The sequence below is a fragment of the Microcoleus sp. PH2017_35_SFW_U_B genome, assembly GCF_020737865.1.
Classification (GTDB): domain Bacteria; phylum Cyanobacteriota; class Cyanobacteriia; order Cyanobacteriales; family Microcoleaceae; genus Microcoleus.
The window spans coordinates 186,023-211,016 of the sequence record NZ_JAEQDE010000021.1; the positions used below are offsets into that span (position 1 = coordinate 186,023).

General features: G+C 45.9%; 23 protein-coding genes. 11 read left to right on the top strand and 12 right to left on the bottom strand.

Annotated elements, in window-relative coordinates; genetic code table 11:
* The first annotated feature begins 156 nt into the window (after positions 1 to 156).
* Positions 157 to 876 (top strand): PHP domain-containing protein, encoded by a 720-nt coding sequence (locus JGK36_RS02300; RefSeq protein WP_293185546.1) that lies wholly within the window; start codon positions 157 to 159, stop codon positions 874 to 876.
* A gap of 237 nt (positions 877 to 1,113) precedes the next feature.
* Here the strand turns inward: JGK36_RS02300 and JGK36_RS02305 are convergent, their stop codons facing one another.
* The 5 genes from JGK36_RS02305 to JGK36_RS02325 all read right to left on the bottom strand — a co-directional run bounded on the left by JGK36_RS02305 (position 1,114) and on the right by JGK36_RS02325 (position 7,048).
* A complete protein-coding gene (locus JGK36_RS02305; RefSeq protein WP_293185545.1) occupies positions 1,114 to 1,488 on the bottom strand; it encodes a type II toxin-antitoxin system PemK/MazF family toxin in 375 nt (124 codons plus the stop codon).
* A complete protein-coding gene (locus JGK36_RS02310; protein ID WP_293185543.1) occupies positions 1,481 to 1,705 on the bottom strand; it encodes a hypothetical protein in 225 nt (74 codons plus the stop codon). Before JGK36_RS02310 ends, JGK36_RS02305 begins: the two co-directional genes overlap by 8 nt.
* Before the next feature lie 195 nt (positions 1,706 to 1,900).
* Positions 1,901 to 3,067 (bottom strand): CO2 hydration protein, encoded by a 1,167-nt coding sequence (locus JGK36_RS02315; RefSeq protein ID WP_293185541.1) that lies wholly within the window; start codon positions 3,065 to 3,067, stop codon positions 1,901 to 1,903.
* 174 nt (positions 3,068 to 3,241) lie between these two features.
* Positions 3,242 to 4,756 carry an NADH-quinone oxidoreductase subunit M gene (locus JGK36_RS02320; RefSeq protein WP_293189627.1) on the bottom strand — a complete coding sequence of 505 codons (1,515 nt, stop codon included), beginning with the start codon at positions 4,754 to 4,756 and terminating at the stop codon, positions 3,242 to 3,244.
* A 417-nt stretch (positions 4,757 to 5,173) separates the two neighbouring features.
* Positions 5,174 to 7,048 carry an NAD(P)H-quinone oxidoreductase subunit F gene (locus JGK36_RS02325; RefSeq protein WP_293185539.1) on the bottom strand — a complete coding sequence of 625 codons (1,875 nt, stop codon included), beginning with the start codon at positions 7,046 to 7,048 and terminating at the stop codon, positions 5,174 to 5,176.
* A gap of 636 nt (positions 7,049 to 7,684) precedes the next feature.
* On the opposite strand from JGK36_RS02325, the gene JGK36_RS02330 reads away from it, so the two are divergent.
* From JGK36_RS02330 to JGK36_RS02360, 7 genes are all read left to right on the top strand, one after another.
* Positions 7,685 to 7,996 (top strand): carbon dioxide-concentrating mechanism protein CcmK, encoded by a 312-nt coding sequence (locus tag JGK36_RS02330; RefSeq protein WP_006635059.1) that lies wholly within the window; start codon positions 7,685 to 7,687, stop codon positions 7,994 to 7,996.
* Between the two features lie 108 nt (positions 7,997 to 8,104).
* Complete coding sequence (locus tag JGK36_RS02335; protein WP_006635058.1) at positions 8,105 to 8,446, top strand: carbon dioxide-concentrating mechanism protein CcmK; 342 nt, start codon at positions 8,105 to 8,107, stop codon at positions 8,444 to 8,446.
* A gap of 421 nt (positions 8,447 to 8,867) precedes the next feature.
* Positions 8,868 to 9,173 (top strand): EutN/CcmL family microcompartment protein, encoded by a 306-nt coding sequence (locus JGK36_RS02340; protein ID WP_293185538.1) that lies wholly within the window; start codon positions 8,868 to 8,870, stop codon positions 9,171 to 9,173.
* Positions 9,174 to 9,349: 176 nt separating this feature from the next.
* Positions 9,350 to 10,978: a ribulose bisphosphate carboxylase small subunit gene (locus tag JGK36_RS02345; protein ID WP_293185537.1), complete on the top strand. Its 1,629-nt coding sequence runs from the start codon at positions 9,350 to 9,352 to the stop codon at positions 10,976 to 10,978.
* A gap of 375 nt (positions 10,979 to 11,353) precedes the next feature.
* Positions 11,354 to 12,049 (top strand): carbon dioxide concentrating mechanism protein, encoded by a 696-nt coding sequence (locus tag JGK36_RS02350; RefSeq protein WP_293189569.1) that lies wholly within the window; start codon positions 11,354 to 11,356, stop codon positions 12,047 to 12,049.
* Between the two features lie 340 nt (positions 12,050 to 12,389).
* Positions 12,390 to 13,166: a BMC domain-containing protein gene (locus JGK36_RS02355; RefSeq protein ID WP_293185534.1), complete on the top strand. Its 777-nt coding sequence runs from the start codon at positions 12,390 to 12,392 to the stop codon at positions 13,164 to 13,166.
* A gap of 467 nt (positions 13,167 to 13,633) precedes the next feature.
* The gene (locus JGK36_RS02360; protein ID WP_293185533.1) at positions 13,634 to 14,689 is read left to right on the top strand and encodes a tetratricopeptide repeat protein; all 1,056 of its coding nucleotides are present in this window, start codon (positions 13,634 to 13,636) and stop codon (positions 14,687 to 14,689) included.
* 392 nt (positions 14,690 to 15,081) lie between these two features.
* Here JGK36_RS02360 and hemL read toward each other — a convergent pair whose 3' ends face one another.
* Complete coding sequence (gene hemL / locus JGK36_RS02365; RefSeq protein WP_293189571.1) at positions 15,082 to 16,380, bottom strand: glutamate-1-semialdehyde 2,1-aminomutase; 1,299 nt, start codon at positions 16,378 to 16,380, stop codon at positions 15,082 to 15,084.
* A gap of 327 nt (positions 16,381 to 16,707) precedes the next feature.
* Between hemL and hisIE the strand changes: the two genes are divergently transcribed.
* Complete coding sequence (hisIE, locus tag JGK36_RS02370; protein WP_293195905.1) at positions 16,708 to 17,358, top strand: bifunctional phosphoribosyl-AMP cyclohydrolase/phosphoribosyl-ATP diphosphatase HisIE; 651 nt, start codon at positions 16,708 to 16,710, stop codon at positions 17,356 to 17,358.
* Between the two features lie 163 nt (positions 17,359 to 17,521).
* On the opposite strand, the gene JGK36_RS02375 is transcribed toward hisIE, so the two are convergent.
* The gene (locus tag JGK36_RS02375; protein ID WP_293195907.1) at positions 17,522 to 18,781 is read right to left on the bottom strand and encodes an MFS transporter; all 1,260 of its coding nucleotides are present in this window, start codon (positions 18,779 to 18,781) and stop codon (positions 17,522 to 17,524) included.
* 260 nt (positions 18,782 to 19,041) lie between these two features.
* Positions 19,042 to 19,362 carry a nucleotidyltransferase domain-containing protein gene (locus JGK36_RS02380; RefSeq protein ID WP_293185527.1) on the bottom strand — a complete coding sequence of 107 codons (321 nt, stop codon included), beginning with the start codon at positions 19,360 to 19,362 and terminating at the stop codon, positions 19,042 to 19,044.
* 265 nt (positions 19,363 to 19,627) lie between these two features.
* On the opposite strand from JGK36_RS02380, the gene JGK36_RS02385 reads away from it, so the two are divergent.
* Complete coding sequence (locus JGK36_RS02385) at positions 19,628 to 20,134, top strand: DUF4149 domain-containing protein (RefSeq protein ID WP_293195909.1); 507 nt, start codon at positions 19,628 to 19,630, stop codon at positions 20,132 to 20,134.
* 79 nt (positions 20,135 to 20,213) lie between these two features.
* Here the strand turns inward: JGK36_RS02385 and JGK36_RS02390 are convergent, their stop codons facing one another.
* The 3 genes from JGK36_RS02390 to upp all read right to left on the bottom strand — a co-directional run bounded on the left by JGK36_RS02390 (position 20,214) and on the right by upp (position 22,044).
* The gene (locus tag JGK36_RS02390; RefSeq protein ID WP_293176024.1) at positions 20,214 to 20,516 is read right to left on the bottom strand and encodes a TMEM165/GDT1 family protein; all 303 of its coding nucleotides are present in this window, start codon (positions 20,514 to 20,516) and stop codon (positions 20,214 to 20,216) included.
* Positions 20,517 to 20,705: 189 nt separating this feature from the next.
* Positions 20,706 to 21,176, bottom strand: a complete 471-nt coding sequence (locus JGK36_RS02395; RefSeq protein ID WP_293176022.1) for a TMEM165/GDT1 family protein — start codon at positions 21,174 to 21,176, stop codon at positions 20,706 to 20,708.
* Positions 21,177 to 21,393: 217 nt separating this feature from the next.
* Positions 21,394 to 22,044, bottom strand: a complete 651-nt coding sequence (gene upp / locus JGK36_RS02400; RefSeq protein ID WP_293176030.1) for a uracil phosphoribosyltransferase — start codon at positions 22,042 to 22,044, stop codon at positions 21,394 to 21,396.
* A 501-nt stretch (positions 22,045 to 22,545) separates the two neighbouring features.
* Between upp and crtH the strand changes: the two genes are divergently transcribed.
* Positions 22,546 to 24,090 (top strand): carotenoid isomerase, encoded by a 1,545-nt coding sequence (gene crtH, locus JGK36_RS02405; RefSeq protein WP_293195911.1) that lies wholly within the window; start codon positions 22,546 to 22,548, stop codon positions 24,088 to 24,090.
* A gap of 178 nt (positions 24,091 to 24,268) precedes the next feature.
* On the opposite strand, the gene JGK36_RS02410 is transcribed toward crtH, so the two are convergent.
* Positions 24,269 to 24,709 carry a pentapeptide repeat-containing protein gene (locus JGK36_RS02410; RefSeq protein WP_293195913.1) on the bottom strand — a complete coding sequence of 147 codons (441 nt, stop codon included), beginning with the start codon at positions 24,707 to 24,709 and terminating at the stop codon, positions 24,269 to 24,271.
* Positions 24,710 to 24,994: the final 285 nt, after the last annotated feature.

Here is a 24,994-nt window from a genome sequence, read left to right on the forward strand (position 1 = left end):
TCAATCCTCAGACTTAAGGGTAGAGGTTTCTCTCAAACTGTCAACTGTCAACTGTCAACTGTCAACTGTTGAAAGTACCTGTGGGTATCAGCCCCCAACATTTAAAGAAAAAATTAGATATAGTTAACAAAGCTAGTTTTTTTTATAATAATGCTTATGACGGTCAATCTCGCTCCCTCAACAAGTTCTAGCCTCAAACCAGAATCCCAGAATATCTCGGCACTCAAACAAGTCTTGCAGACGATTGATGCCGATAGCTGTCCGGGTTCCTATAACTTCCATATGCACACAGTCTACTCCGACGGGCGATTGAAGCCCGAGAAATTGATGGAACTTGCGATCGCAGGTGGCCTCAAAGGCTTCGCTATCACCGATCACCACAGCACCAAAGGCTACGTTCAAGCTCAAATTTGGCTGGATAACTGGAAATTAAAGCATCCCGACAGGACTACCGCAGCGCCGACTCTTTGGACTGGCGCTGAAATTAACGCTGAATTGCTCAAAAACGACGTACACATTCTCGCTTACGCCTTCGATCCTGAACATCCCAGTCTCACACCTTACTTGCGAGGTAAAGGCACTGAAGGCCACGCTTCTTATTCCGCAGCCAGGGTAATTGAAGCGATTCAGGAAGCAGGAGGTTTAGCGGTTCTAGCACATCCTTGCCGGTATCGATCGATCGCAGATCAACTAATCCCAGAAGCAGCCCGTCTTGGCATTGACGGCGTAGAAATTTACTATGCTTACGGTAATCCTAATCCTTGGAAACCGAGTCCCAAACAAACTGCTTTAGTCAAAGATTTAGCTGAAACCTATGGTTTACTGGGAACTTGTGGAACTGATTCTCACGGCCTGAGTCTTCTTGTCCGAATCTAGATAGCATTAAGGTGCGTCATGGGATTTGGTATTTGAGCTTTTAGATTGGCGATCGGCGATCGAAATTATCATGCTGACCGCATTTTCGTTTGCTGGTTCAAAAGAGTTTGGGAAACTATAGCCTTTCTCAGTAACATGAGGTACTCTCAGATCGAAAGCATCGGAGGAGCCAGCGTACCTCACAGCGCTTGACAAACGTTATAGATAAACGAGCGAAGCGAGAAAACGAAACCTCAATCATGTTTCTTTAAATACCAAATTAAAACCCAGCTCAATACAGACAGCCTTCTCAATTTCTTCCCAATAAAAATCTTCTAAAACTCCCTGTTTGTTTTTAATTCTTTGAGCATCTACAGCTCTCATTTGACTTAAGTTTATGTGCCGTTCTCCGTTTAGTCCATTTTGCGAAGTTGGAACAACATTCACAACGAATGGATAAGTTTTTTTCCAAGGCAATAAAGGGGCAACTATTGTAGTTGTCCCATTTTGATTGCCAACATCATTCTGCAAAATTAGACAAGGACGCTGCTTACCGGTTTCATGACCGGTCGTGGGTTCTAGATCGACCCACCATATTTCTCCTCGTTTGTAAGTTAATATCCCGTTAGGCATTTAAACCATCGCCTACCGCAACATCCCAAACGGAAATCTCTTCTTGAAAATCAGGATCGCTAGCCTGCTCTTTATAAGCATTTTCCAGCTCTTGCATCATAATCCTCCTTTTTTCCTTCCAGAGAATTTCATTTATGAAACTACTACGATTACTTGCTAGCCGATCGACAAAATCTAGAATTGTGTCATCCAAAGTAATACTGACTTTTTTGCTCATAAATTATTAATTTCATGCGACTGACGAGTATGACTGTACTATCATACTAACCAATGCTACAACCTTTGTCAAGGTTAATCTAGAGCTTCAAGAAGAGGTAGCAGCCCGGAGCCCAGCCTTTCATAGATGTGACGTGCTGGATTCCGATCGAGATTGCTTCCGCTCCCGATCGTAGCAACAGACATCCAGCCTCTTTCATCTTTCCGGGAACAACTGACAAGCCCTGATAGTTGGCTGATTTGCCCAATCCAAGCGAGAAGTGCCAAATCGATCCATCCAACCTTCTAAATAAGCCCGATTAGCCTTTTTTTCCTCAGGATCGGAGGTGTTCATCGGATGAGGTGCTAAACCGAAAATAGTCGCTGTTGTCACGCAAAACATCGACTTCTGAAAACTTTGGCAAATTTGTACGCGCAAATCGTCTTCACCGCGACAGCTAGTTCGATAAATTTCGTGCAAATAATCGGGCAGATAATGCCGCATATCTTGCATCAATTGAGTTGGTGGAATTCCTGCACCTCCGATGGGTAAAGGATCTGCAAACAAAGCCCCGTAGCTAAATTCTTTTTGTTCTTCTGGGATTTGATGTGCTTGGGCGTTGTAGGAAACTGTGCCAAAAAAAGCTGTTCCTCTAAAGAAAACTGCTTCTACATAAGGTACTGCTACATCTGCTAAAAATGTCAAGTTGGCCGATGCGGGCAGGATATCGTAGACTTCGCCGCGAATCTTGACGCTGTAGGTGATTGGTAGGGCTGCGGCGCTTACTAAACCGGCTAAGACGAAATCTACTATCTCTGCGATCGACTTAATTGTACCGGCTTCGTAGCGATCGGACAAATCGATAAATAAATCGCTCATTACCCGCCAAAACTGCCCCAAACCCGTGTAATAAGCCAACATCCGCACTTGTTCGGGTAAAAACTCTGGGAATGCTTTGTGGAGTCCCTGCATCAAAAAGTTGCCTTTTAACTTAGCTGCGATCGCCTTTTCGGCCAAATTGCTAAATTCTGGAGTATCCAAATAACTGTCCAAACCGCCGCCGCCGTGCCACATCATGGTTCTCATGCAATATTCGGCATACTCAAAATTTATGCGATCGTGCCACAAATAGCGCAGTAATTTCGGCGCTGTCACTTCTCCGTTGAAATATTTAAAAAACGGGAAAAGCACTAAAAATTGTTCTTCTGCGATGTAGTTAAGATTGCGAGAATACGCATCAAGAACTATGGCGTAACTTTTGAGAACTCCAACCACTTCTACTACATTTTCGGTAGATTCTGGAAGTAAAGCTTTGCCTGATTCCAAGATGTCAATGTAGGCGGATAGGGGATGGGAAGATGGTTTTAATACGGTACTTGTCATTTGATTTCCTCAACCTTAATTGAATAACTATGTTTTAGCTTTGGTTCGTAGTTGCGCTTGAGGGTTCATGAGAGCGAGTCAACGCACAACTACATTGAATAACTATGTTTTAGGTTTGTAGTTGCTCTCTTCGCCGGCCGGCGCTCAAGCGCAACTACATACCTATGAAAGATTTCACTCCAAGTTTTGAGCAACTTGTTTAACTTGTGCGGGTACAGTCGATACTAAGCCGATCGCAGTTTTCTCACTCAAAGCCACTAAAACTCCCGGCTGCAATCCCATGATGGTGATGATTACGGCTAAAACTAGCGAAGGAATGCGATCGCCCCAGCGGACTTGCGGCAAATTCACCACCAAATCGGAAAGGCGCCCGAAAAAGGCGCGGTTGACCATAATTAAAAAGTAAACTGAAGTCAAACCAGTCCCGATCATGCAGAGCAAAGTTTGGATCGGAAACACTGGTAAACTGCCCCTAAATATCAAAAATTCAGCAATAAATCCCGACAACCCGGGAATGCCGGCACTCGCCATTACACCGACAATCATTAAACTGCCAATTACCGGCAAACCGCGATCGGGATTGAACAAACCTTTGAGCACATCTATGTTGCGACTGCCGGATTTTTTGTAAACAATCCCGACACTCAAAAATAGCAACCCGGAGATTAAACCGTGGCTAACCATTTGCAACACAGTTCCTATCATACTAATCTCAGTAGCTGCGGCGCTAGCTAACAAAATGTAGCCCATGTGCGCGATCGAACTGTAAGCTACAATTTTTTTCATGTCTTTTTGGGCGATCGCGCAACTAGCCCCGTAAAGCACACTCACCACCGCCCAACTCGCCAACCAAGGCGCAGCCACCGCCCACGCATCCGGGAACAAACCCAAACCAAAGCGCAGCATCCCGTAGGTTCCCAGCTTCAACAGCACCCCCGCCAGCAGCACCGAAACCGGAGTCGAAGCTTCTACGTGAGCATCTGGCAGCCAAGTATGAAAAGGCACTAATGGAATCTTAATCCCAAAAGCGAGCAATATCCCTGCCAGCAACACAATTTGTCTGACCAAAGGCAACGGCGAGCCTCCTTCCAAATGCGATGCACCGGCTGCACCAACCATATCAAAACTAGAAGCACCGCTGAGCCAAGCTACACCCAAGAAAGCAGCCAGCAATACTATTCCCGAAAATGCCGTATAGATTAAAAACTTAGTAGCGGCATAGCCTCGGCGCTCGCCTCCCCAAATTGCAATTAACAGGTAAAGCGGAATTAGTTCTACCTCGAAAAACAGGAAAAATAGCAACAAGTTTTGAGATAAAAAAGCTCCGGTGACGCCGCCACTAATTAACAGCATCAAAGAATAATAAAGTCGAGGTCTGCGGATCGCCTCATCCGTAGCGTAAATCGCTACACCTGTCAGTAGGGTATTTAAAATTACTAAGGGCAGAGACAAACCATCAACGCCGAGATTGTAATTAAATCCCAAATCATCGATCCAAGGAATAAATTCCGAAAACTGTAATTGACTGCTGTTGGCATCAAACTGAGCTGCCACAAACACCGATAGAATAAAAGTTACACCCGCAATGGCGATCGCGGCATTCCGAACTATTTTAGAGGCGATCGCACCGGGCCAAAACCCAATCAGGGCGGCCGCCAACATTGGTATCCAGATTAAAGCACTGAGCATCAATTAAAACTTTCCTTTATTACACAATATTTAGAACTATATTTAAGATTAACCCAAAGCCACTGCATAAAATAGCGATCGGTTAATTTTCTTATTACAATAGATGCAAATTTCTCGAAAATCCTCCTATGACTTCTAGTCTTACAGATCGAGAAGATTTGCAAGTTAAATGGGAGCATCTCATTTTTGCAAAAAATATCTTTTCTGGGAGTGCTGTCCCCCCCGAGCAAGGTGTACAATACTCGCTCGGGGGCGACAGCACTACGACATAATTTCACTGCCCGAACTTTTACCCGGTTGGGAAGTTCCGGTTATAGAATTGTGGCCGATCGACTTTGAATAAAACTAGGGACAAAGCAGACAAACCAAAAACAATTTATCTGCGTTTATCCCCGTTCATCCACCAAAATCTGCGGTTTAGAATTGCCAAATAATCAGCGCCAGTAACGCCGCAACTCCCCCCGCAATAGTCAACACATAAAACTGCGATTGACCGGTGCCGCTGTATTTCAAACCTTCACCGCTGAAAATTGTGGCAAAACCGAACAAATTCACCGCCCCATCTACTACATACTTGTCAGTCCAAGCGCTGACTTTCGCAATAGAAGCTACGGCCCAAACCACAGTCAAGCGGTAAACTCGATCGATATAAAAGTCGTAAGCAAACAAATCCTGCACCGCTGGAATCGGCAGTCGTACCGGTCGAGGTAAAACGTTGTACCAATAAATCGCCACGCCAGCCCCAACCCCAATCAAGCCAGATAACACCAACAGTGGAGTATCCAGAGTCTTCAACAGCAAATTTAAACTATCAAAATCCCCAGTTTCCGCCCAAGGCCCAGTCCAACTAATTAAAAGTTGCCACTGCTGCAACATCCAAGGCACTAACAGCCCAATCACCGTCAAAATTACCATCGGCAAAGCCATCGGCCAACCGACTTCGGGAGCTCTGCGAGTTTTGGGTTGCGGTTTTCCGACAAATACTAAGGCGAATACGCGAGTTAAATTGAGCGCAGTTAAACCGTTAACTAACAGCAGCACAACTACCAACCACAATGGCACTGTCCAAAAACCGTTCAGCCACCGTCGCATTACCCAAAAGTTGCCCATCGGCAATAGGGCTACCATCCCCGCAGCGCCAACTAAATAAGCCATTGTCGTGGCGGGCATCTTTGACCACAACCCACCCATTTCTGTTAAATCTTGAGTGTTGGTTGTGACAATCACTGACCCTATGCTCATGAATAATAGTGCTTTGGCGATCGAGTGCGCGAACAGCAACAGCAATGCAATGTCAACGTGATTCTGCCCGACCGCGATAAACACTAAACCCATAGAAGCGCTGGTAGAATGCGATAGTGTTCTTTTGATATCGATTTGGGCGATCGCCACTAAGGAAGCCCCAACAGCCGTCACCGCACCCAAAACCACCAGCACCAAACCAGTTATCGGCGACAGCGCTAAAACAGGCTGAAGTTTAATCAAAACATAAGCCCCACCACCCACAACCACCGTATTCCGCATAATCGAAGCCGGGTTCGGCCCTTCCATCGCCTCGTCGAGCCACAGGTGAAACGGAAATTGAGCGCACTTGGCTGTAGGTGCGGCAATTAAAGCCAAGCCTAAAAGAGTCGCAACTAAAGGAGATAAAGTTGCAGTTTCCGCCCATTCTTCTAAATCAGAAAAATTCAAACTTCCGGCTAAAGTTGAAAGCGTCACTACTCCCATCAGCAGCGGTACATCTCCTACACGCTTGGTTAAAAACGCATCTCTAGCCGCCGTCACTACCAGCGGTTGAGCGTACCAAAACCCGACTAGCAAATAAGTTGAGAGTGTCAGCACTTCCAGCAAACCGTAGGTTAGCAGCAGCGAATCGCTAATCGCAATCCCGCTAATTGCCGCTTCAAAAAAACCTAGCAGCCCAAAAAATCGAGCTAGCGCCCAGTCTTTTTCCATGTAGCCGAGAGCGTAAATTTGTGCTAGCAAACTCAAAACTGTCACTAGCTCCATTGCTCCGACGCTGGTCGTGGAGATTTCTATGGCAAAAGACAAATCTAAATCTGCTGCTTGCACCCAGTGGAGGAGCAAATGTTGGGGCGCTCGATCCCAAGTTGCTGTAAAAATCACTGACCCGTGGATGAAAGCCAACACACTCATCAGTAAATTGAAGTAAGCCGCAGGTCTTGGCCCTGTTGTGCGAACGGTTCCCGTAGACCACGGCAAAGTTAGAATCGCGCCTATTAAGCCATATAAAGGTATCCACCAACAGGTTTGGAGGAGAAATTCTGTCATTTAATTTATTCCTTAAACTTCAAATTACCGGCTACCTTTATACAAAGGCAGTTCCGGGCGATCGCGCCACAGTGTAAAAATTTGACGTAAAACTTTGACTAAACCCGATCGTATAGCTTTAGCAAAATAATTTGCACCCAAAATTAACTATACATTAAAGCATCAAAACTTAGTATTCTCTGAATACCAAATTACAGGCTGCTGGGGGTCGGCACTCAAAAAAAAAAGCCCGCATCTCGGCCAAGACTGTCTTTTTTGTCTGTTTACCCGCGATCCCCCCTGGGAAATCTCGAAGTTGACCGACACCGACATCCCCAGCCCCCACCCACCGAACTCTAGTTTACAGGTATTTGTACTTACTTGACTGCCAGCTCGCCGCCCGCATCTACTCCTCTATATATTAAGATTATTAAATAAATATTAAAATATTTGAAGTAACATAAAAAAATTTAATTTTTGTTATTAAACATTATGATGTTAGTTTATATTGTCAAGGTGGACAGCTTCCCCTATTCTATAAGGATAGGAAGCTTTACACTGCATTCCTAAATAATGTGGGCCTCCCCGTCCAAATTTTTAGATTTCTCAAAGATTTGTTACGGTAATTCCGCTAATCCTCAACTTGGAGATTCAAAAATGTCAATTGCCGTGGGAATGATTGAGACAAAAGGTTTTCCCGCTGTTGTGGAAGCTGCCGACGCTATGGTTAAAGCTGCTCGCGTTACCCTCGTGGGCTATGAAAAAATCGGCAGCGCTCGCGTCACCGTAATTGTGCGCGGCAACGTGTCGGAAGTCCAAGCCTCAGTTGCAGCAGGAGTGGAATCCGTCAAGCGGGTGAACGGCGGAGAAGTCGTCTCTACCCACATCATCGCTCGCCCCCACGAAAACCTAGAATATGTTCTACCAATTCGTTATACAGAAGCAGTAGAGCAGTTCCGAGGCTACTAAGTTCTTAGCGCGCTAAAAATTCGTTTGACGAAACGTTTGACGAAAAGCAGCGCGATCGTCAAAAATTTACAGTTTAGTTCCCAAAATATTCAATCAGGAGTAAAACCAATGGCAATTGCAGTTGGCATGATCGAAACCTTAGGCTTCCCCGCAGTTGTAGAAGCCGCTGACGCGATGGTCAAAGCAGCCCGCGTCACCTTGGTAGGATACGAAAAAATCGGTAGCGCTCGCGTTACTGTCATTGTAAGAGGAGATGTCTCGGAAGTGCAAGCTTCCGTAGCCGCCGGAGTAGAGTCAGTGAAGCGCGTTAACGGCGGACAAGTGATGTCCACCCACATTATCGCCCGCCCTCACGAAAACTTGGAATACGTGCTACCCATTCGCTACACCGAAGCTGTAGAACAGTTCCGCGAAGGCGTGAGCGGCATTCGTCCTCTCAACAGATCTTAATACAAGCCCGAGGCTGTTAGGGGCGTTTGGTAATTAAAAATTAAAAATTAAAAATTAAAAATCGCGATGTTTTTGATTTAATATTTTTAATTTTTAATTGAGGTAGTCATGGGATATTGGTTATTAGTCAGTCGATTTTAGATTTTAGATTTTAGATTTTAGATTTTAAAATTGACTCCACAGATTAATCTGGGAGATTTAAGTTTAAATCTAAGATTTTGGAATCGACAGTCAAAATCGTCTAGAGCTTGTATCCGTTTGTTTTACGGGTCATGAGTTATGAGTTATGAGTCATTAGTCATTAGTTAGTAGAAGAAACTACTATTTTATGCAGAAATTAGACTAAAAAAAACTCATAAAAAAAAGACAAGTGACGGTGTAAAAATGACAATTACCAATTACCAATTACCTATTACCTAAAATGCAAATGGCCAAAGTTCTCGGCACAGTTGTCAGTACCCAAAAAGAGCCGACGCTGAGAGGATCGAAATTTCTACTGCTGCAATTCATCGATGAAGAAGGTTCGCCAGTTCCCGGCTATGAAGTAGCCGCTGACTGTGTGGGCGCTGGTATAGATGAATGGGTTTTAGTCACCCGCGGCAGCGGGGCCCGGATCGCGCCAGGGAGCGAAAACCGTCCGATCGATGCTCTGGTAGTAGGCATTATAGATACTGTCAATGTAGAAAATCGCCTCATTTACAGTAAAAAAGACGACCCGTACCGCTAGTTGACAGTTGACAGTTGACAGTTGACAGTTGACAGTTGGCAGTTGACAGTTGACAGTTGACAGTTGGCAGTTGACAGTTGACAGTTGGCAGTTGACAGTTGACAGTTGACAGTTGACAGTGAACAACTAACAACTAACAACTAAAAAAAATTTTCAGTTTTAGGAGAACTTAATTTATGGCAGTCCGCAACGTTGCGGCTCCCCCGACGCCTTGGTCGAAAAACTTGGCTGAGCCCAAAATTCATGACACCGCCTACGTACATTCCTTTTCTAACATTATTGGGGATGTGCATATCGGTTCTAATGTGATGATTGCCCCCGGGACATCTATCCGCGCCGATGAAGGCACTCCTTTTTATATCGGAGGAGGAAGCAACATTCAAGACGGAGTAGTGATTCACGGTTTAGAACAAGGCCGAGTCACAGGAGACGACGACAAATCCTATTCTGTGTGGGTGGGGAAAAATACTTCCCTCACCCACATGAGTTTAATTCACGGCCCGGCATACGTGGGCGACGAGTGCTTTATCGGCTTTCGCTCTACGGTGTTCAATGCCAGAGTGGGCAACGGCTGCATTGTCATGATGCACGTATTAATTCAAGATGTGGAGATTCCTCCCGGTAAGTACATACCTTCGGGAGCCATCATCACTAATCAGCAGCAAGCCGATCGCCTGCCTGACGTTCAAGATTCAGATGTTAAATTTGCGACCCACGTCATCGGCATCAATGACGCTCTGAGAACGGGTTATCGCTGCGCTGACAACATCGCTTGTCTAGCACCAATTCGCAACGAGCAAGCTAAAAACTCAAATATCACTCAAATGAATTATTCTACCTATGCCGGCACCCAATTGAGTTCCTCTCTAGCCGATAGCATCCGCAATTTGCTAGCCCAAGGATACAGCGTGGGAGCGGAATATGCCGACGCCCGTCGGTTCCGTACCGGTTCTTGGCGCACTTGCGGCCCAATTTCCTCAACTCGCGACTCTGAAGTAATCGCAGCTTTGTCGGCTTGTATGGCCGATCACCAAGGAGAATACGTCCGCTTGATCGGGATTGACACCAAAGCCAAGCGTCGCGTACTCGAAGAAATCGTCCAAAGACCGGGAGAAAACGGCTCTAACGGTAACGGCGCCACAACTCACAAATCTAACGGTAAAGTTGCACAAACTGCCTATCAAAATGGCGGTTCCGCATCCAGCAAATTGAGCGCGGAAACAGTGGCTCAAGTTCGCGGCTTGCTAGCTCAAGGCTTCAAGGTTGGCACAGAACACGCCGACGCGCGCCGCTTCCGCACCAGTTCTTGGCAAAGCGGGGCTTCGCTGCAAGTCAGAAACGAATCTGAGGCGATCGCCGCTTTAGAATCTGTGATGAACCAATATCCGGGCGAATACGTGCGCTTGATCGGGATTGACCCGAAAGCTAAGCGCCGCGTAGTTGAAGAACTGATTCAGCGTCCCGATGGCCCTGTGGCTCAATCGGCTAAACCGGGTGCAACATCAGCATTCAAAGCCACGACGACTGGTTCGGCTGGAAGTGGAAAGTTGACCGGCAAGACGATCGACCAAATCCGCAATCTGCTCTCCCAAGGCTACAAAATTGGCACGGAACACGCCGACGCGCGCCGTTTCCGCACAGGTTCTTGGAGCAGTTGCGCGCCGATCGCCACCAACCGCGAATCCGAAGTAATTTCGGCTCTCGAAAGCTGTATGACAGAACACAGTGGCGATTACGTCCGCTTGCTCGGTATCGACTCCAAGGCCAAGCGCCGGGTACTCGAAGAAATTATCCAACGACCATAATTTGTCAGGTAATTAGCTGCTTTCTCCCGTTAAGTGCTCGCGTTGGGCTAGCGGGAGAATCAGTTGACAGTTGACAGTTGACAGTTGACAGTTGACAGTTGACAGTTGACAGTTGACAGTTGACAGTTGACAGTTGACAGTTGACAGTTGACAGTTGAATGGGATTGGAGTAATGAATCGTCTGATTTTAATTTCTCCTTAAAAGGCTTCCGGCTTTCAAGCAATTATTTCGGGTAATTTGTAAGTCCAAATCGAGCTTTTCATTATTAGTAAATAATCGTTTATTAGATTGATAGAGTTAAAGAAATCATTCTAAAAAGCGATAAATTAAAGTCGTTTTATCTAAAATCATAGCTCATTTCAAGGTGAAGTTGAATGTATTTATCGCCACTGCAATTAAGTAGCAACTCTCAGATTTTCCTGAGTGGCGATGTAGTTGTGAATGAAGGTGTGGCGATCGCCCCAGGAGTCATCCTCCAAGCAGATCCGGGTAGCCGGATCTCGATCGCCGCCGGTGCCTGTATCGGTATGGGAGTTATCCTTCACGCCCGCGAAGGTACTCTCGAAATCGCAGCGGGCGCAATGCTGGGTGCAGGAGTGTTGGTGGTAGGTGCGGGGAAGATTGGCGCAAATGCCTGTATTGGCGCGGGAACAACGCTGATTAATCCTGCGATCGACCAAATGCAAATTTTGCCCGCAGGTTCTCTGATCGGAGATACCAGCCGCCGAGTCGCAGCAGAACCAACCGCAGAAACCGCAGAAACCGCAGAAGCCCAAACCGCTGCACCGGAAACCCCCACAGGCACTACGCCACCAGTTGAACCAACCGTCGATCGCCCGATCGACGACCCGCCCGAACCCGCCCAAACACAGCCTCAAACACCGCCAGAGACAGCCCCAGATCCATCACCAGAAACCGCCGCCAATCCGCCTCCCCAACCAGGAGAAGTCCCAACTATTCTGTACGGTCAAGCTCACATCAATCAGTTGCTGGGGACGCTGTTTCCGCACCGACAAGCTTTTAATCGATCGCAGGACAACGGTCAAACTCTCTCGGGCGGTACCGGATAGAGGTCATTGGATTTGAGATTTTCCATTTTTCGATTTGAGATTTATTCCACAGATGAATCTGAGACGTTAAAATATTGTCTAAATTTTCGATCTCGACCCTCATGAGTGTCTGGTGCTGGTATCCATTTTGGGGCATGGTAATTTCTACAAAAGGCAGTTATGCTTAAGGAAGAATCAAAAAAATATAAATAGGTAATCTCATATTATTTGTAGCTCAGCAATTTTTAAGGTCTTGCAGCATAAATATGTATCTTGCAGCTCGTGCAGTTTGTCTTCTCATCTGAGACACTAAAACTATCAACAAATTTTTATTTTTGGAAGTTTCTAAGGGTAATCGAAGATGGACGGACAAATAGATCGTAACAGCAGTGACTCCGGGCGATCGCAGCGCCAGGAATATTTCAAAGACACCGCTTTGGGCTTGGTATCTACCAAGAGTTTTCCGGCAATTGTCGGGACTGCTGACATGATGCTGAAGTCCGCAGGGGTCATTTTAGTAGGATACGAGAAAATAGGTTCCGGTCACTGTACGGCGATCGTCCGCGGGCGCATTTCCGACGTGCGTTTGGCTGTGGAAGCAGGAGCTCAGACAGCCGAACAATTCGGACAGTTTGTTTCTAAGCTGGTGATTGCTAGGCCTTTGGCTAATTTGGAAGTGGTTTTGCCGATCGGCTTTCGCCTAACTCAACTGTCGGAAAGCGGTAGTTATTCTCGACTGAGCAATCAGGCGATCGGTTTGCTCGAAACGCGGGGATTTCCCGCAATGGTCGGCGCTTGCGATGCTATGCTCAAATCCGCCGACGTACACTTAGCCGCCTACGAGAAAATTGGCGCCGGTTTGTGCACGGCAATTATTCGCGGTGCAGTCGCAGATGTCGCAGTCGCCGTAGAAGCCGGGATGTACGAAGCTGAGCGCATTGGCGAGTTGAACGCCGTGATGGTAATTCCCAGGCCTTTGGAAGATTTGGAACAAACTTTGCCGCTGGCGAGTTGCTGGATAGAACAGCGCACACCTGTGAGGGTGCCTATCTCTGTTCAGGAAAAGGAAAAAGAATTGGTCGAACTTCCCGATTTGGAGAAATTGAGAGTTTATGTGGAAGAGGAAATCAATCGCTAATTGGTAATGGGTAATCGGGAATTGGTAATTACCCAACAAAAGTTTGTAGAGACTAGGTGCGGAAAATACTGAGACCAATTTGAGAATCGAGATATAAATCTTACCAGAACAGAGTACGTGTAGTGATTTGTAGCCTCGCAGCCTCGTAAGCTGAATTTGGTGATTAGCCGATCGCCTCGGCATCTAGAGACAGATAACGCCAACGAAAACTCGATTTTTGCTCAAAAGTCGATCGGGTAAAAAATCGAACTCACGAAGTAAATGCAGCCGAGCTACAGGCTCTTTTAACAGGATTTAACTGCTGTTAAGATAAACCTAAAATCCTGTTTCGGGTAGATTTCCTGGAATCAGTTAAGAGTTAATCGGGGTGCTGTGTGGATGCTCTTTCAACAGATTAACCTCTGTCGAACTCAACACTGAGTGCAAAGGAATCAATCCAGAATCCAGCAAGGAATGAAAGTTGACCTATGAACATCAAAGAATCGAACCTCAACCATTTTTATAAGCGCGGGTTGCACAGCGCCAAGCAAGGCAACTACGAAGCGGCACTTGAGGACTTCGATCAGATACTGCAAGTCAATCCCGCCGATGCCAAAGCTTACAACAATCGCGGCTTGGTTTACTATTATATGAAAGACTACCAAAAGGCGATCGCAGACCTCAGCCAAGCACTAGATATCAATCCTAATTTGTTCGAGGCATACTTGAATCGAGGCAATGCTTGGCGCCATCTCGGAGAAAACGAAAAAGCCATTGACGATCTCAACTGTGCTTTAGTAAATAAGCCTGACAGCCACGCTATCTACAACAACAGGGGACTCGTACTTGCTAATTTAGGACATTACGAAGAAGCAATAGAAGACTACGATCGAGCTCTCTCTATCAATTCGCAAAATTATAAAACCTATTACAACCGAGGCCGCGCTTACTACCTTTTGGGAGAAAAACAAGCAGCAACGGAGAACTTTAACGAAACGCTACGGTTGAATCCAAGATATATCAAAGCTTACATAAATCGCGGACTCTGTTATCACCAATTAGGAGACAACACCCAGGCGATCGCCGATTATAACACAGCACTCGGCATCGACCACAACAATGTTTATGCCTATTATAACAGAGGATGCGTTCGCTATAAATTAAAACAAATGGAGCTGGCGATTGAAGACTTTAACAAAGCAGTGGAACTCGAACCCAACTACGTTAAAGCTTATCTCAACCGGGGTTTAGCGCTGTACAAATTGGGAGATATTGCAACAGCAAATAGGGATTTTTACCACGTAATGTGTATTAATGCTGAAGCTTATTTGTACTATCAAGCCCAGCGCTGCACGCCTGATATTAATTCCTATTTCAAAGAAGCCCCACAGATGGAACTTAATAATGCTGTAGAATACTACAACACCACATTAAATACGATCTCAAGTTCTTTAAGTTCGGCAGCATTAAATGCGATTTGGAATCAAGAAGATTTGGAGAACAGAGACTCGATTATCTGTGAAGGTGAATTTCTTAATGAGTAAATTAGTCAGTTGACAGTTGACAGTTGACAGTTGACAGTTGACAGTTGACAGTAGTCATAGTGCTGTCCCCGCGATCGAATAGCAGTCATTAGTCATTAGTCATTAGTCATAGTGCTGTCCCCGCGATCGAATAGCAGTCATTAGTCATTAGTTATTAAATAGGTTGTCGAAAAAATAAAAAATTCTCAGAAACCTGGTTTCTTCATAGATTTCTCATTACTAAACACAAAATTTTGTAGAAACCGGGTTTCTCGCCTTTTGCTACAGCCCCGAGAGGTTTTTAACGCGGATTGGCTATTTGTTAAAAATTAAAGTCCTGACTGCAAAAAACAGTCAGGACTTTAATTTTTTATCTCTGAGTTTTAAGAACTTGCATTCCTGACTGCAAAGCCTTAAATACTAGCCATCACTTCGCGCGCGGCTGCTAAAGTTCGATCGACATCTTCGTCAGTATGGGCCAAAGAAGTAAATCCAGCTTCAAACTGCGAAGGAGCGAGATAAATTCCGTGCTCCAACATTCCCCGGTGAAAGCGGCCGAACTTTGCTACATCAGACTTTTTCGCATCATCGTAATTGTGAACCGGGCCCGCCGCAAAAAACAAGCCAAACATCCCGCTAATTTGTCCGCCGCAAACAGCGTGTCCCGCTTCCTTACCAATTTTCAGCAATCCCTCGGACAGTTTTTTCGTAATCCTGTCCAACTGTTCGTAAGTGCCGGGTTTTTGCAGCAATTCCAAAGTTTTAATCCCAGCAGTCATCGCCAAAGGATTTCCCGAAAGCGTACCAGCTTGATACATCGGGCCTGCGGGAGCCACCATCCCCATAATATCGCGCCTTCCGCCGTAAGCTCCCACGGGCAAACCGCCGCCGATAACCTTACCCAAGGTTGTCAAATCTGGGGTGACACCGAATTTTTCCTGAGCTCCGCCGTAGGCGATGCGGAAACCAGTCATTACTTCGTCAAACACCAACAAAGCACCGTTATCTTTGGTAATTTCCCGCAAACCTTCGAGAAAACCTGCATCCGGTACAATAAAACCGGCATTTCCTACAACAGGTTCTAGCATCACGCCTGCGATTTCGCCAGGATGTTCGGCAAATAAAGCTTTGACTGCTTCTAAATCATTGTACGGAGCGTTGAGGGTGTTGGCGGTAACGGATTTCGGCACGCCGGGAGAGTCTGGAAGGCCGAGAGTTGCCACGCCGGAACCTGCTTTTACCAGGAACATATCGGCGTGTCCGTGATAGCAGCCTTCAAATTTAATCAGTTTGTCGCGCCCGGTGAAGGCTCGCATCAGCCGCAAAACGGCCATACAAGCTTCGGTACCGGAATTGACAAATCGTACCATTTCAATGCTGGGAACGGCATCGATGACCATTTCGGCGAGGACGTTTTCCAAGAGGGAGGGTGCGCCGAAACTCGTACCTTTTTCTAAGGATTCGTGGAGGGCTTTGATGACTTCGGGGTGGGCGTGGCCGCAGATGGCGGGGCCCCAAGTACCTACGTAGTCAATGTATTGGTTGCTGTCAACATCCCAAATGTAGGCTCCGTTTACCCTGTCAAAGACGATGGGCTGTCCGCCTACGGATTTGAAGGCGCGGACGGGGGAACTAACGCCACCGGGCATCAATTTCTGGGCGGCGGCGAATATTTCTTCTGATTTGGTGGTTTTCAAGGTTGTAGAAACCAATGTTTTCTCCTTAGTGAAGGTCTGTTGTTGGTAGGATACTTAATATAGCGACTTCTGGTTAAAGGCTAAGCCGATTCAAGGAAACTATAGTAGTAGATTTTAGGATACAAACCAATCAGTAGCAATACTAGCTCGGGTTTTTTAGGATTTGTCGCACTAGCACTCCTAGGTCTCAATTGTAATAATTTGTAAAATAGTTCTTGACAATTGGCCAATCACTTGCCTAATCTCCTCTCTTCTCTCTGTGTCCTCTGCGCTCTCTGCGGTTAATAAAAAAAAATATCCGACACGAAAGCGTTAATTTATATGAAAAGCTGCAATAAAATTATGTCTGGTACTGATTTATCTAGTTTGAGCCGATCGATCCCAATTGAAAAGATCCGTTATGACGATCGCGGTTTAGTGCCTGCGATCGTCCAAGATTACTTAGACGGCACAGTGTTGATGATGGCGTGGATGAATCGGGAGTCGCTCGAAAAAACCATGAAAACCGGTCAAACTTGGTTCTGGAGCCGTTCTCGCGCCGAATTGTGGAACAAAGGGGCGACTTCGGGACACGTTCAAAATGTCAAAGGGCTGCGTTACGACTGCGATAGCGATGCTTTGCTGGTGACTGTCGAACAAGTGGGAGATATTGCTTGTCACACGGGTGAAAGAAGTTGTTTTCACCAAGTTGACGGGGAAATTGTGGCGCCGCCGGGGGATATGTTATCTCAATTGTTTGACGTAATTTGCGATCGGCGTGACAATCCTAACGAAACTTCTTATACTTGCAAGTTGTTCGAGGGCGGGGATAACAAGATTCTCAAGAAGATTGGCGAAGAGTCGGCGGAAGTTGTGATGGCTTGCAAAGATGATGATAAAGACGGAATCGCCGGGGAAGTTGCGGACTTATTTTATCACGCTTTGGTTGCTTTGGCTCACCATCAGGTTGATTTGAGGGCGGTTTATCGCAAATTGGGCGATCGGCGAAAATAAGTTAATCGGAATGATTAAACCGCGAAGACACAAAGAGCGCGAAGGAAGAACCGGATCATCTTCTTTCTCTTCCTTCGCGTCCTTAGCGCCTTCGCGGTTCGTTTAATCTTACTCCATTGCCAACGGATTTGACATCAATCGCCATTTATTCTATTTGATATGATTAGATTCTACTTTTTAACATTCGATCGACCTTTTGCAAAATTGCGATCGCCAGTATCACACTAATAGCCAAGCCCAACCAGAAATTATCCGCCGCCCATTTACCTCGATCCAAAGCGAAACCGCCCAGCGGTGGGCCGATTAAATAGCCGATCGCCCAACACTGAGAATTAACCGCTAAATACACGCCGCGTAAAGACTCCGGTGCTAAATCCACCACCAAAGCCGAAGCAAAAGGCGTATAAGCAACCGTTGCCACCGACAAAAAAGTCAAGCCAACAACTGCTAAAAATAGATTGCCAGTTGCAGCCATTCCCGTCAAGCCGATCGCAATAAACCCCATTCCCCACAGCAGCGCCGAAATCATCAAAGCTTGGGGATGAGAAAACCGCCTCAAAGCCTTAACAATCGGCATCTGCAAAGCCACAGTTAAAAATGTGCTAAAAGCAAACAAAACCGTAATTGTACCCGTAGAAAAGCCTGTTCCCGATGTCCCCGCCTGCACAAACTTGCTAAAATACAACGGCATCGTGGTTTGAATTTGGGAAATGTAGAGAGTAAACAGAGTATTGACTAAAGCATAGACTAGCAAAGTGCGATCGCCCAACGCCACCATCCAGCCATTTTTGAGACTTTTTTTGCCTGTATCCGTTGAATTAGCTGGTTTGTAGGTTTCTGCGATCGCACTTGCAACCACCGCAAACAGCACTAAAAACGAGATACCATCGATCATAAAGAGCGATCGATAATTCCCCGTTACCGCAATCAAAACACCGCCCAAAATAATCCCAACTTGCAAACCCAAATTATCAGCAAGCCGCGTCACAGCAAAAGCCTCCTGTCGCTGTGCGCCCTCAGTTAAATCCGCAACCATACTTTCCGTTGGAGGCCAATACAAACCCACACCAAAACCCATCAATAAATTAGCAGCAACTAAACCTGGAAAATCATGAGTCGCCGCCAACAGAAAAGAAGCGACAGCCGAAATCATTGCCGCCAGCAATAAAGTTCGCCGCCTTCCCCAAAATTGGGAATCGCAAAAAGAACCGCCCAAAATGCGGCCGAATATTCCCGAGATTGAACCGCTACCCAAACCAATCCCAACAGCAGTTGCAGACAAGCCGACGCGATCGACAAAAAAGATCGGCGCGTAAAATAAAGTAAAGCCGCTACCGCTTTGCGAGAGGAATCTGCCGGCGGCGAGAATCCAGACTTGAGTGGGGAGACGGGGAAGCCAAGATGAGAATTGAAATTTAGGCATATATTATAGCCTTTCTCAGAAAGATGAGGTACTCATGGGGATAGGGCATAGGGCATAGGGCATAGGGCATAGGACTAGCGGGCATACATCACTTTTTTGAGAAAGGCTATATTTATAAGAGTCTGCGGTTGAAACCAGGTATGTATAAACGATGTCTGCCTCCGCAGACTGAAGAATTAAAATAAAATTAAAGCATAATTTAGGTATTGTCGAGTCAAACCAAACCTCAACCGTATTTGTTTGCAAGCTTTTCGATGAATTCAAGTGTCAGCGGATTCATAAATCACCTTTCCTTTTTCGATAATTTCCCTGAGAAATAAATCATTCCAAGCTAGCCGTTGTTCAATTTCAGCAGGAGTTCGCACTAATAAATCTAGAGCAAATTTCGGTTGAATTTTACTTAGTATTTCCCAAGTTTTGCGAAAATTATTACCTTCTGAAGATAAAATTACCAACATATCAACATCCGAATCGCTCGTGGGATTCCCATAGGCGTAAGAGCCGAACAAAATTATTTTTTCTGGTTTAAATTGATTGGCTATTGCCGCACTTAATTCCAGAATTTTGTTTATTTCAATCATTGGCTAATATCTTTGATATTTGGCAATTTAACTGTAATAATAACACATAAATTTGATCGGTATATTGCTGGAATGAGTAATTATCAATCGTTTTTGGCGATCGCCACAATTTTTCAACTGTTACTTTTCGCCGACAAGCTTAACAATTCTTCTAATTCAGTTACACAAAAGTTACCATTAATTTAAAAATACTTAACACGATTTTAGGAAAAAGTTCGTTAAGCTCTAGAAAAGGCAGAAGAAAATTTTAGAGGGTCTAATTTTTATGACAGCTATTACATCGTCGAGAGTAGAATCAATCAGACCCCGCTGGCAAGCAATTGTCATGGTAGCCTTAATTTTCTGGCTCAGCGGTAGCCTGATTATCGATCTAGTTATTATGCCGAGTCTCTACGTATCTGGCATGATGGTATCTTCTGATTTTGCAACAGCCGGAAATTTAATGTTCTGGGGATTCAACCGCGTTGAGTTAATCTGTTCGGGATTCGTAGCAACGGGTTTGATGGTTTTGAGCAATTTAATGGGTGACTCCGGCAAGCGTACCCGCACAGCAATCGTATTATCATTGGTACTTCTGGCGATCGCCCTGGTGGACACCTACGGGCTCACACCTCAAATGAGCGCCTTGGGAATGCAGCTAAATCTGTTCGACTCCGCAGCAGAAGTGCCCGCCGGCATGAATACACTGCACCAAGGATATTTTGTTTTGGAAGCGCTAAAGTTGGCTGTCGGCGGTACGCTGCTTGGCTGGTGCTACCAAAACGAAGTTTAATCAACCATAAAAATTAGGACACGGCAGTGCCGTTTCCCTACAATGAATTGGGGTAGGGAAACGGCACTGCCGTGTCCTCTTATTCGGATTCTTCTGACACATCAGATAATTCAGATTTCGGCCACAACAAACGCAAGCCCATCACCGCAAATCCGATCGCAGCGATCGTCTTTACCAACCTCTCCGGTAACACCTCCGCCGTACCTTGTCCAACCAAAACACCAAGGAAACTCGCCAGCAGCAGCGCCGACGCCGTACCAAAAAATACAGCCCGCGGCGAGTTGCAACTGCTACCAAGGGCGATCGCAGCTAATTGACTTTTGTCACCCAATTCTGACAAAAACACCGTAATAAAAGTTATGCCTAAAAGTTGCCAATCCATATTTTTTTTAGTTATCAGTTAGCTTTTTAGAAATCTACAACTTACCCACAGGCTCCCAGAAAACGGGTTTCTGTCCAAAATCCTCGGTTTAATCGCTAAATTTAGCCAGAAACCCGGTTTCTTTGGACTTACCCAAACATAATCAGTAATTCCCAAATCTAAAATCCAAAATCCAAAATCTAAAATCGTTTAACTCAGCACTTCCCAAAGTAAAACCGCCGAAATCGCCAGCAAAATCACTCCCGCAGCCTTCTCCAAAGTTTTCGGATCGATTCGAGTCGCCAGCCACCTTCCCAGCAAAACTCCCAACAAACTCGTTGCAATCAAAGCCGAACCCGCACCCGCAAACACAATCCAAGGATTCCGAGATTCAGCCGTCATCAACAAAATCGCAACTTGAGTTTTATCTCCAACTTCAGCTAAAAAGATAGTTACAAAAGTCGAAGCAAAAATTGCCCAGTGCTTCGGCTTCAGTTGCTTTTCTTCCTGACAGATATCGGGGTTTGCACTCACTGAAACTTCTGCCTGCTCCGGGGTTAAAGCAGCACAAATCTCAGAAGTCTCTTTAAGTTTTTGTAGTTGTACTTGTGGTTGCAAATCAGAATTGGGGGTTTCTGAGTCAGAAGCAGACGAGTTTGGCGGTACAGAATCAAGTTTCACGGGCAATGAGTGCTAAACGCTATTTATTTTTGACTTCTACTTTGGATTTTAACTTTATCTGTGCCTGCTTTTACCTGCGCCAGGCCCATCTTTTTTTCCCGGAGATTCCGCAACCAATTCCAGAAACTGCTCGCCTCACCCAAACACGGATATAAGCCCCACAGTTATCTGTCGAGTCAATCCAAAATCCAAAATCCAAAATCCAAAATTCCCTGGTTTATGTGCCGTAAGTTCGATCGCCCGCATCACCCAAACCAGGTACAATAAACCCCTGTTCGTTGACTATTTCGTCGATCGTTGCCGTATAAAGAACCAAACTCGGGTACTCCGTACTCAGCCGCTTCAAAGCCGGAGGAGCAGCCACCACAGAAATAATCCGAATCAAACTCGGATCAATTCCCCGTGAAATCAATTCCTGCATCGTCGCCACAATCGTCCCGCCAGTCGCCAGCATCGGCTCGCTAATTATCACCCGCGTTTGGGGGTTAAACTGCGCCGGCAATTTATTCAAATAACAAGTCGGCTCCAGCGTCTCCTCATTCCTCGCCATACCTAGATGGTAAATCGAAGCCAGCGGCACAACCGTCTGAATTCCTTCCAGCAGTGACAAACCAGCCCGCAAAATCGGTACCACAACCAACGGAGCTTCCGGGTTAATAAACGTCGCCGCACATGGGCTCAAAGGCGTCTGCACCGTTGCTTCCACTGTCGGTAGCCAATCTCGAATTGCCTCGTAGGCCAGCCAGCGTCCCAATTCTGTCATCGCAGAACGAAAAAGTACCGATGGGGTGGCGGCGTCGCGGGCGACAGCCAGCCAATGTTTAATTAACGGGTGGGGCGGAACGTAAACGCGCAGTTGCAGGGGCATGAGGAAATTGGGGAAATTGCTAGATTTGAAGGATTTGATGCGGTGCGATCGTTTTCGTTGGCGTAGCCCCCCGTAGGGGCGGACTTCGCTAACGATCGCTCTGTGCAACTTATCACAATCTTCCATTCTTTGAATCTAAAATCTAAAATCCTATAAGTCTCTTTGTTTGTAGACCTTCGTCACTTTATTGAAATATATTTTCAATAGTATTGACATAAATTAGCAACAAGGCTATAGTAATTTTTAGTGTTCTCCTCTCAAAGGATAGGCAGACGGGGGCAGTCGGCAATGGTAGACTGTTCCCGCATTTTTTTTGAAGCAGGGGCACGGGGAATTGGTAATTGGGCATTGGCCAAACAGGGCATTGGGCCTTATAGCATCGGGAATTGGTAGCCACTAACAAATAACTAATGACTGCTGACTAATGACTAAGGACTAAGGACTTCTTCCTTCTGGAGCGATCGACTGTAAAATTGTAAAAATATTAAGATTTTTAACCTAATGTCAGCCCCTACCCAATCCCAGTTATTCTCCGCCAACTCCCGCCCGACAGAGCAAGAGTTTGATGTGATAGTCATCGGTTCCGGCATTGGCGGACTCGTGACTGCAACCCAGCTAGCAGCCAAGAAAGCCAAAGTTTTGGTGCTCGAAAGCTACACAATTCCGGGGGGTAGTGCTGGATATTTCGATCGAGAAGGCTACAGATTTGATGTCGGAGCCTCCATGATATTTGGGTTCGGACAGCGCGGCACCACCAACCTCCTCACCCGCGCCCTCAAAGCCGTCAACGTCACCCTAGAAACAATCCCCGACCCGGTACAGCTTCACTATCACCTACCCTCAGGTCTCGATCTGGAAGTTCCCCAGCCTTATGACAAATACTTGCAAGAATTAATTGACAGGTTTCCTCACGAGCGCGAAGGCATCCAGAAATTTTACGGCGAATGCTGGAACGTATTCAACTGCCTCAACGGCATGGAATTGCTATCCCTAGAAGAACCTGGATATCTAGTTCGAGTCTTTTTTCAGAATCCTTTAGCCTGTTTGGGATTAGTAAAATATCTCCCTCAAAATACTGGCGACATAGCGCGGCGCTACATAAAAGACCCGACTTTGCTGAAATTTATCGACATGGAATGCTACTACTGGTCTGTAGTACCCGCAGACTTAACGCCGATGATTAACGCCGGAATGGTATTTTCTGACAGACATTACGGCGGTATCAATTATCCCAAAGGCGGAGTCGGTCAAATTGCCCAAAAATTAGTAGAAGGATTAGAAAAATGCGGCGGGACAATTCAGTACAAAGCTAAAGCCAAAAAAATTATCACAGAAAACGGCCGCGCTGTCGGAGTCGAGCTAGTAACCGGCGAAGTTTACCGGGCAAAGCGGATAGTTTCTAACGCCACCCGCTGGGATACTTTCGAGAAACTGCTACCTGCTGAAGAGATGCCAGCTAGCGAGAAGAAATGGCAGCAGCGCTATCAAAAAGCCCCCAGTTTCTTGAGCTTGCATTTAGGAGTAGAAGCCAGCGTCATCCCTGCTGGCACTGCCTGCCACCACATTTTGTTAGAAGATTGGGACAAAATGGAAGCGCCAGAAGGAACTATTTTAGTATCAATTCCGACGGTACTCGACCCAGATTTAGCTCCGGCAGGATATCACATTGTTCATGCTTTTACTTCGAGTTGGATGGAAGAGTGGGAAGGACTTTCGCCACAGGAATACGAGGATAAAAAAGAAGAGGCTGGCGGCAGAATTATTGACAGATTAGAAAAGATTTTTCCGGGTTTAGATGCTGGTTTGGATTATATGGAAGTTGGGACGGCGCGTTCTCACCGCCGCTTTTTGGGCCGGGAAGATGGAACTTACGGGCCGATTCCCCGCCAGAAGTTAATGGGTTTGTTGGGAATGCCGTTTAATCGAACTTCTATGCCAGGTTTGTATTGTGTCGGCGATAGTACGTTTCCCGGACAGGGTTTAAATGCGGTGGCATTTTCTGGGTTTGCTTGCGCCCATCGAATTGCTGTGGATTTGGGTTTTTAGTGGTAGGGTTCGTCACATTTAAAATAACCCCAATCAGGTTTGTAGTGAGGACTTCAGTCCTTATCCAACAAGATAGGACTGAAGTCCTCACTACAAACCTAAAGACTAAAAACCCGGTTTCTGGAGAGAAACCGGGTTTTTTAACTTAAAATTGGCACTTCGCATTATTTAAAAGAGTTTACTGCTCGTAGCTGCCGCCTACGCCGATTTGGGTATTGTAGATTTTGGCATCAGTAATAGTCATGTTTTCCATTGATGCGCCTGATACGTCAGTGGTGTTGATGATGGCGGCTGTCAGATTTGCCCGATCGAGGTCTGCGCCATTTAAACTGGCGTTAGTCAGGAAAACTGCGGTTAAGTTGGCACCCGTCAAGTTAGCGCCGGTCAAGTCAGCGCCTTCGAGGTTAGCATTGGAGAGGTTTGCGCCTTGCAAATTCGCTTCTCTCAAATCTGCACCAATCAAATGAGCCTCCGCCAAATTTGCTCCTGACAAGTCACACCCAAAGCATTGCCCAGTGGAGAGTAGCTGCTTGACCTGAGCGGGATTTGCAGCGCTAGCGGGCCCGGCCAACAGTAGGGGAGTAATTAAAAAAGTTGCGGCTAATAGATGGCGTTTCATAATCCCTTTTCCTCGCCAGACTTGGTGTTTAAGTTCTTCTGTTTATATCTACAAGCTTACCACGGTCGTTTTCGCAAATTTGCGATCGAATTCACAGACCTGCTGTGATATTCATTGTCCTCCGCAACTGGCAGGTGGTCTAGAAAAGCTCGCAAAACTTAATATCGTAAAACTTAACACTGCCGAACTTAATACGGTCTGTTTTTGTAGTTACCTTTTCTAGGTTAGCCCGGACAGCAAACAGACGTTTGCTTCTAAAGATGGATATGATTAGTGATGAATGAT